The sequence below is a fragment of the Mesorhizobium sp. WSM4813 genome, from assembly GCF_055811555.1.
Genome location: NZ_JBVVQU010000029.1, coordinates 79,493 through 86,241, shown reverse-complemented (window position 1 = coordinate 86,241; position 6,749 = coordinate 79,493). Strand labels below are relative to the sequence as shown.

The 6,749-nt window shown below is 65.0% G+C and carries 7 protein-coding genes; 4 read left to right on the top strand and 3 right to left on the bottom strand.

Going from position 1 to position 6,749, the window contains the following annotated elements:
- The first annotated feature begins 111 nt into the window (after nucleotides 1-111).
- A complete protein-coding gene (gene lpdA / locus AC0L25_RS18375; protein ID WP_473596812.1) occupies nucleotides 112-1,509 on the top strand; it encodes a dihydrolipoyl dehydrogenase in 1,398 nt (465 codons plus the stop codon).
- A gap of 241 nt (nucleotides 1,510-1,750) precedes the next feature.
- Here lpdA and AC0L25_RS18370 read toward each other — a convergent pair whose 3' ends face one another.
- Nucleotides 1,751-2,854, bottom strand: coding sequence for a saccharopine dehydrogenase family protein (locus AC0L25_RS18370; RefSeq protein ID WP_473596809.1), 1,104 nt, complete (start codon nucleotides 2,852-2,854; stop codon nucleotides 1,751-1,753).
- A 125-nt stretch (nucleotides 2,855-2,979) separates the two neighbouring features.
- Between AC0L25_RS18370 and AC0L25_RS18365 the strand changes: the two genes are divergently transcribed.
- Nucleotides 2,980-3,408, top strand: a complete 429-nt coding sequence (locus AC0L25_RS18365) for an Lrp/AsnC family transcriptional regulator (protein WP_337124562.1) — start codon at nucleotides 2,980-2,982, stop codon at nucleotides 3,406-3,408.
- Between the two features lie 113 nt (nucleotides 3,409-3,521).
- On the opposite strand, the gene AC0L25_RS18360 is transcribed toward AC0L25_RS18365, so the two are convergent.
- Both AC0L25_RS18360 and AC0L25_RS18355 read right to left on the bottom strand, forming a co-directional pair.
- Entirely contained in the window at nucleotides 3,522-4,007 is a 486-nt protein-coding gene (locus tag AC0L25_RS18360; RefSeq protein ID WP_473596808.1) for a hypothetical protein, read from the bottom strand.
- A gap of 73 nt (nucleotides 4,008-4,080) precedes the next feature.
- The gene (locus AC0L25_RS18355) at nucleotides 4,081-4,842 is read right to left on the bottom strand and encodes an SDR family NAD(P)-dependent oxidoreductase (RefSeq protein ID WP_473596807.1); all 762 of its coding nucleotides are present in this window, start codon (nucleotides 4,840-4,842) and stop codon (nucleotides 4,081-4,083) included.
- Between the two features lie 269 nt (nucleotides 4,843-5,111).
- Between AC0L25_RS18355 and AC0L25_RS18350 the strand changes: the two genes are divergently transcribed.
- Together AC0L25_RS18350 and AC0L25_RS18345 are read left to right on the top strand one after the other, a co-directional pair.
- Nucleotides 5,112-5,504, top strand: coding sequence for a RidA family protein (locus AC0L25_RS18350; RefSeq protein WP_473596806.1), 393 nt, complete (start codon nucleotides 5,112-5,114; stop codon nucleotides 5,502-5,504).
- Nucleotides 5,494-6,729: an amidohydrolase/deacetylase family metallohydrolase gene (locus tag AC0L25_RS18345; protein WP_473596805.1), complete on the top strand. Its 1,236-nt coding sequence runs from the start codon at nucleotides 5,494-5,496 to the stop codon at nucleotides 6,727-6,729. Before AC0L25_RS18350 ends, AC0L25_RS18345 begins: the two co-directional genes overlap by 11 nt.
- Nucleotides 6,730-6,749: the final 20 nt, after the last annotated feature.

The following is a 6,749-nucleotide window of genomic DNA, read 5'->3' as shown; positions in this document are numbered from 1 at the left end:
AGAGGGTTCGGTCTCCCGTCCGCCACCGCACCTGCTTTCATAGCAGAGTCGGCAAGAAACAAGTTACAAGGGGGGTGCTGTCCCGCCGGCTCGATCAACCAGGGTGCCAACATGAAGGAAATCTCCTGCAAGCTGCTCGTCATCGGCGCCGGTCCCGGCGGCTATGTCTGTGCTATCCGCGCCGGCCAGCTTGGCATCGACACGGTTATCGTCGAGTTCGGCAAGCCGGGCGGTACCTGTCTCAATGTCGGCTGCATTCCCTCCAAGGCGCTGATCCATGCGGCCGAGGAGTTCGAGAAAATCTCGTACATGGCCGGCGGCAAGAGCCCGCTTGGCATTTCAATCTCAACACCATCCATTGATCTCGAAACGACCATCGCATGGAAGGACGGCATTGTTAGCCGGCTGAACAGCGGCGTCGCCGGCCTGCTCAAGAAGGCCGGGGTCAAGACCGTGCATGGCTGGGCGAAATTCCGCGACGGCAAGACCGTCGAAGTCGAGACCGAGACCGGCACACAGGTCGTCCGCGCCGAGGCGGTGGTGATCGCCACCGGCTCGGCGTCGGTCGAGCTGCCATCACTGCCGTTCCGTGGGCGGGTGATCTCGTCCACCGAAGCGCTGGCGTTGAGCGAAGTGCCGGAAAGGCTTGCCGTCGTCGGCGGCGGCTATATCGGGCTGGAGCTCGGCATTGCCTTCGCCAAGATGGGCGCCAAGGTGAGCGTAGTCGAGGCGCTGCCGCGCGTGCTGGCGCAATATGATGCCGAGCTGACGCGGCCAGTGGTGAAGCGGCTCGCCGACCTCGGTATCGAGGTGCTGGTGGGCGCCAAGGCCAAGGGGCTGTCGACCAAGGGCGACGCGCTGCTGGTCGAGACGAAGGACGGCAGGAATGCCAGGATCGCTGCCGACAGGATTCTGGTCACCGTCGGGCGCAAGCCGGTGATCGAAGACTGGGGACTCGAGCAGATCGACCTCGACATGACGGGCAAATTCATCCGCATCGACGACCAATGCCGCACCTCGATGCGCGGCATCTTTGCCATTGGCGACGTCACCGGCGAGCCGATGCTGGCGCACCGGGCGATGGCGCAAGGCGAAATGGTCGCCGAGATCGTTGCCGGCCACAAGCGCAGCTGGGACAAGCGCTGCATTCCCGCTGTCTGCTTCACCGATCCCGAACTCATCACCGCCGGCCTGTCGCCGGAGGAGGCTAAGGCCCTCGGCGGCGAGATCAAGGTCGGGCTGTTTCGGTTCGCAGCCAGCGGCCGCGCGATGACGAAACTTGGCGAGGAGGGCTTCGTCCGGGTCGTTGCCCGCGCGGACAACCATCTGGTGCTCGGCATCCAGGCGGTCGGCCAGGGCGTCTCGGAACTGTCGACGGCGTTCGGCTTGGCGCTGGAAATGGGCGCGCGGCTGGAGGATATCGCCGGCACCATCCATGCCCACCCGACACAGGGCGAGAGTTTTCAGGAGGCGGCGCTGAAGGCGCTCGGGCACGCGCTGCATGTTTGAGCGGACTGGCTGGCCCCACGTTGGATTCGAACCTCGTCCGGTCGAGTTCCTTCGCGCCCCCCTCTGTCCTGCCGGACATCTCCCCCACAAGGGGGGAGATTGGCAGCCTCGCCGTCCCGCCCTGCTTTAGGCGTTGGAGATTGGCGAAAGCGGAGATGTCGGCCGATCTCCCCCCTTGTGGGGGAGATGCCCGGTAGGGCAGAGGGGGGCGCTGTCCCGCCGATCTCTGGTAGGCGAGCACCTAGCTAGCCAGCCGGCTAACCATTTCATGCTGCGCATAAGCGTGGCCGAAGCGGTTGGCGAGGAACGCGTCGAGGGCGATGTCCTCCTGCTTGATGAAGCCTGTCGCCGGCAAGGTGCCGTCGGCCAGCATGTCGAGCACCGCGCAGATGGCGGAGGCCGTGGTGATCTGGATGGCGCTGCGCACCATGTTGCCGACACGCTTGGCGTAGATCTTGTTGGCGTAGGTCTCCTGCAGCAGGCGGCCGTTCTTGCGGCCGCTGACGGTGACGAAGACGATGACCACGTCCTGCAGCGTGGCCGGCAAGGCGCTTTCAAAAATGTCCTTCAGCACGTCGCGGCGGTGGCGCAGCCCGAGATCGTTGAGCAGCGCTTTCATGATCGCGGCGTGGCCGGGATAGCGGATGGTGCGATAGTTCAGCGTGCGCACCTTGCCCTTCAGCGTTTCGGCCAGCGTGCCGAGCCCTCCCGACGTGTTGAACGCCTCGTAGGTGACACCGTCGAGCGAGAATTCCTCGCGCTCCTCCAGCGGCGGCACCTCGATCAGCTCACCCTCGACGATCGCCTCGCAAGGCTCGCAATATTCGTTGATGACGCCGTCCGTGCTCCAGGTCAGATTGTAGTTCAGCGCATTCGACGGGTACTGCGGCAGCGCGCCGACCCGCATGCGCACGCTTTCCAGCGTGTCGAAGCGGCTGGCGAGATCGTTGGCGACGATCGAGATGAAGCCCGGCGCCAGCCCGCATTGCGGGATGAAGGCGCTGTTGGCGGAGCGCGCCAGCTCCTTGACGCGTCTGGTGCTGACGACGTCCTCGGTCAGGTCGAGATAGTGCACGCCGGCGCTGGCCGCCGCTTCGGCGATGCGCGTGGTCAGATGGAAGGGGGCGGCGCTGAGCACCGCGAATTTGCCGGCCAAGGCCGCTTCGAGCGTGCCTGATGCTTCGATGTCGAGCTCCAGCGTCTCGACGGTGGCAGGCAGTTCGGCCGCGCCGAGCTGTGCGGCCGAGCGGTCGACGAGGGTGACATGATAGTCGCCGGTAGAGGCCAGCATCTCGGCGATGGTCGAGCCGATCTTACCGGCGCCGACAACGATGATTTTCTTCATGACCGGTTCCCTCGCCTTACCCTTGATAAAGAAAAGAGAATCGCAGCTTGCCCGTCGAAAGGAAGCGTGGAATTGTTCGAAACGAAGTGGCTTGCTGATCAATATGCCGATGAGGTTCGTCGAAAGTGCTTAGCAACGCCGAACAGGCCCTGCTCTCCCTGCTGCGCGCGAATGCGCGCGCTTCGACGGCCGAATTGGCGCGGCAGCTCGGCGTGTCGCGGACGACCGTGCAAAGCCGGATCGAGCGGCTGGAACAGCGCGGCATCATCACCGGCTATGGCGTCAGGCTTTCGCCGGACTACGAACAGGGGCTGGTGCGGGCGCATGTCCTGCTCACCGTCACGCCCAAGCTTGCCGACAAGGTGGTGCGCAGCCTGCAGGCGCTGCCGCCGGTGCGGACGCTGCATTCGGTGAGCGGTAATTTCGACATGATCGTCATCGTCGACGCGCCGTCGATCAAGGATCTCGACACGCTTCTCGACCAAATCGGCGCGATGGACGGGGTCGAGCGGACATCGTCCTCGATCATCCTGTCGACGCGGATCGACCGCTGAGCGGCCTGGCAGTGCATTGCCTCGCCCTGCCAGGGCGGAGCAAAAACCTTGGATCCTGTTTCCTTCCAAATGCCGCTGCTGTGCGCATCGCCGGCCTTCGAGTTGGCCGGCCTCTAGCTGCCGAGCGGATGCGGCATATAGCCGACGAAGCCTGATATCTTCCAGCTTCCCTCGACCTTGGTGCAGAAATAGAGGGTCTGCCATTTTAGCCTCTCGGCGCTGCCGTCTGTCTTGGCGACCGAGCCGTTGAACTTCTTGTGCAGCACGGCGCGGTCGCCGTCGACATCGATGTCGCGCATATTGGTGACGCGGAACAGCGCCTCGCGCAACGGTTCGGCGAATGCCGTCGCCGCGGTTTCCCTGGCCTGGCGCAGCCACTCGTCGCGGTAAGAGGCGAGCGTCGGGAACTGCAGCCGCCAGGCGTCCGCATCGCTGAGGAAATGCGCGTGCATGCCGAAGAAGCTCGAGGCAACGAAATCATCCTCGACCATCGACCAGTCCTGGCCGAGGAAAGCGTCGATGTCGCGCCGCACCAGCATCTCCCAAAGTGCATGGCGGTCGGCGTCGCCGGGCGGAAACGGGTTCTTGTCGAAGGTCACTTTTGCTCCCCTGTCTTTTTGCGATGTTTCGGTCTTGCGAAGATTTCGATGGTGAAGGCCCGGCTTGATCCGATCAGCCGCCGATCTGGTCCAGAAACGGCAGATTGCTGGCCATCAGGCCGGCATCGACATTCAAGGTCGTGCCGGTGATGCCGCTGGCGAAGGGTGATGCCAGGAACACCGCGGCGCGGGCGACCTCGACGGGCTCGACCAGCCGGCCCAGCGGATAGAGCCTGCCGACGGCGACGAGAATCTCCGGCTTGTGGGCGAGGCGATGCTCCCAGGCTCCGGTCCGGATCGAGCCGGGAATGACGGCATTGGCGCGGATGCCGTTGCGGCCTTCCTCCGTGGCGATGGCGCGCATCCAGGCGTTGAGCGCCGCCTTGGCGGCGGCATAGGCGGGGTTGCCGAAATGGGCTTGCGCGTTGACCGAGGAGATGAACACGAAGGCGGCGCCCTGCGGCTGGTTGCGCATGACGGGGAGCAATGCCTGCGACAGCAGCGCGGCGCTGCGGAAATTCAGATCCATCTCGTGATCGAGCGCTGATGTCGACACCTCCGCGAGCGTTTCCGCCCGCGTCCAGCCGGCATTGGAGATCACCGCCGCCGGTGCGGCCCCTTCACCGACGCGCTTGGCAAATGCGATCACGGCGTCGTCGTCGAGCAGATCGAAATGGTGCGCCTCTTCTATGCCGACGCCGGTCAGGTCGGTGCCCTCGCGATCGCAGGCGACCACTCTGGCCCCGCAGGCAGACAGGACAGCGACCAGGGCGCGGCCGACGCCACCGGCCGCACCTGTCACGACCACGTTGCGGCCACCGAAAAAATCGATCATGCGGCTCCTCGCTTTTCTCTCGCCAATCCTCGCTTGCCGGATGACTTGACGCAACCGCCTGCAACGCAGGATGCTGATGCTCTTGTAATAAAGCAACATGAATTGCAAAAAATGTTGCTTTCCAACACAGCCTGTATGAGAATCGGTCGGGCAGGCGTAGACCTTGCGGCAGGAGACGGGCAGACCGCCGCGGCGAAAGAGCCAAACCACGCGGAGCTCTACCTGCTGGACGACAAGGCGCCGCTGTTTTTGAACAGGAGACTTTTTCCTTGCCCAAGCAGTGTTTTGGAACATCCCATGTGCCGCTGTCGCCGGCGGTCCGGGCCGGTGACATGGTCTATGTCTCCGGCCAGGTTCCGGTCGGCAGCGACGGCGTGGTGGTCAAGGGCGGCATCGCCGAACAGACCGAGCAGGTGCTTTCGAACGTCAAGGCAGCGCTGGCGCTGGCCGGCTGCACCATGGACGACGTGGTCAAGACGACGGTGTGGCTCGAGGACGCGCGCGACTTCGGCGCCTTCAATGCCGTCTATGCCAGGCATTTCCCAAAGGATCCGCCGGCCCGCACCACCGTCGAGTCGCGCCTGATGATCGACATCAAGATCGAGGTCGAGGCCGTCGCCTACAGACCGGACGTAACGAAGGCGGGCGCCGATGCAATTTGATCTGCTCCTGAAGGGCGGCCGCCTCATCGACCCGGCGTCCGGCCTCGATGCGCAACGCGATCTGGCCATCGCCGACGGCCGCATTGCCGCGATCGATGCCGACATTCCCTTCGACCGTGCCGCCCGCGTCGTCGATGCCACCGGCTCGATCGTCGTGCCCGGCCTCATCGACCTGCACAGCCACGTCTATTGGGGTGGCACCTCGCTGGGTGTTGATGCCGACCGCCTCGCCGCAAAAAGCGGCACCACCACCTTCATCGACGCGGGAAGTGCCGGCGCCGGCAACTTCCTCGGCTTTCGCCGCCATGTCATCGAGCGCTCGAAGGTCCGCATCCTCGCCTATGTCAACATTTCCTTTGCCGGCATCTTCGGCTTCTCGCAGACCGTTTCGGTTGGCGAGTGCAGCGATCTCCGGCTCTGCGAACCGCGCGAGACGGTGGCGGCGGTGCGCGAGCACGCAGACGTGATTGTCGGCGTCAAGGTTCGCTCGGGTCGCCATGCCGGCGGCACCAGCGGCATAGCGCCGGTCGATCTGGCACTCGAGGCTGCCGACCAAGCCGGCCTGCCGCTGATGGCGCATATCGACGAGCCGCCGCCGGGCCGCTCGGAAGTGCTGCCGCGGCTGCGCAAGGGCGACATCCTCACTCACTGCTTCCGGCCGTTTCCCAACGCGCCGATCTTCGCCTCGGGCGCGGTGCGGCCCGACATGCGGCTGGCGCGCGAACGCGGCGTCATCTTCGATATCGGGCACGGCATGGGCTCGTTCGACTTCGAGGTCGCCAGGGCGATGCTCAGCGAGGGGCTGGCGCCTGATGTGATCAGCAGCGACGTGCATCTCTACTGCGTCGATGGTCCGGCCTTCGACATCCTGGTCTGCATGTCGAAACTCCTGGCGCTCGGCATGCCTCTGGTCGAGGTGCTGCGCGCGGCGACACAGCGGCCGGCCGAAGCGATCGCAAGGCCGGAGCTCGGTACGCTGGCGGTCGGCGCCGTCGGCGACATCGCGGTGCTGCGGCTGCGCCCGGGCAGTTTCACCTTCGTCGATGCGGTCGGCGCCTCGCTGGTCGCCGAGCAGAGGCTGGTCTCGGACGGTATCGTGATCGGCGGCACCTGGTGGCCGAACGAGGCGGCTAACGATCTGAGCGATACCGAGCGCTTCGAAGCGCATGCGCACGACACGCATGTCGACGTCGTGGCCACGCATTTCGGGCACAGCCACGATTGAAGGCTGGGCGGCTCTCCCTT

Coding starts and splice junctions, on each gene's coding strand:
- lpdA (WP_473596812.1), top strand. CDS start 112: ATGAAGGAAATCTCCTGCAAGCTGCTCGTCATCGGCGCCGGTCCCGGC.
- AC0L25_RS18370 (WP_473596809.1), bottom strand. CDS start 2,854: ATGAAGAAAATCATCGTTGTCGGCGCCGGTAAGATCGGCTCGACCATC.
- AC0L25_RS18355 (WP_473596807.1), bottom strand. CDS start 4,842: ATGATCGATTTTTTCGGTGGCCGCAACGTGGTCGTGACAGGTGCGGCC.
- AC0L25_RS18345 (WP_473596805.1), top strand. CDS start 5,494: ATGCAATTTGATCTGCTCCTGAAGGGCGGCCGCCTCATCGACCCGGCG.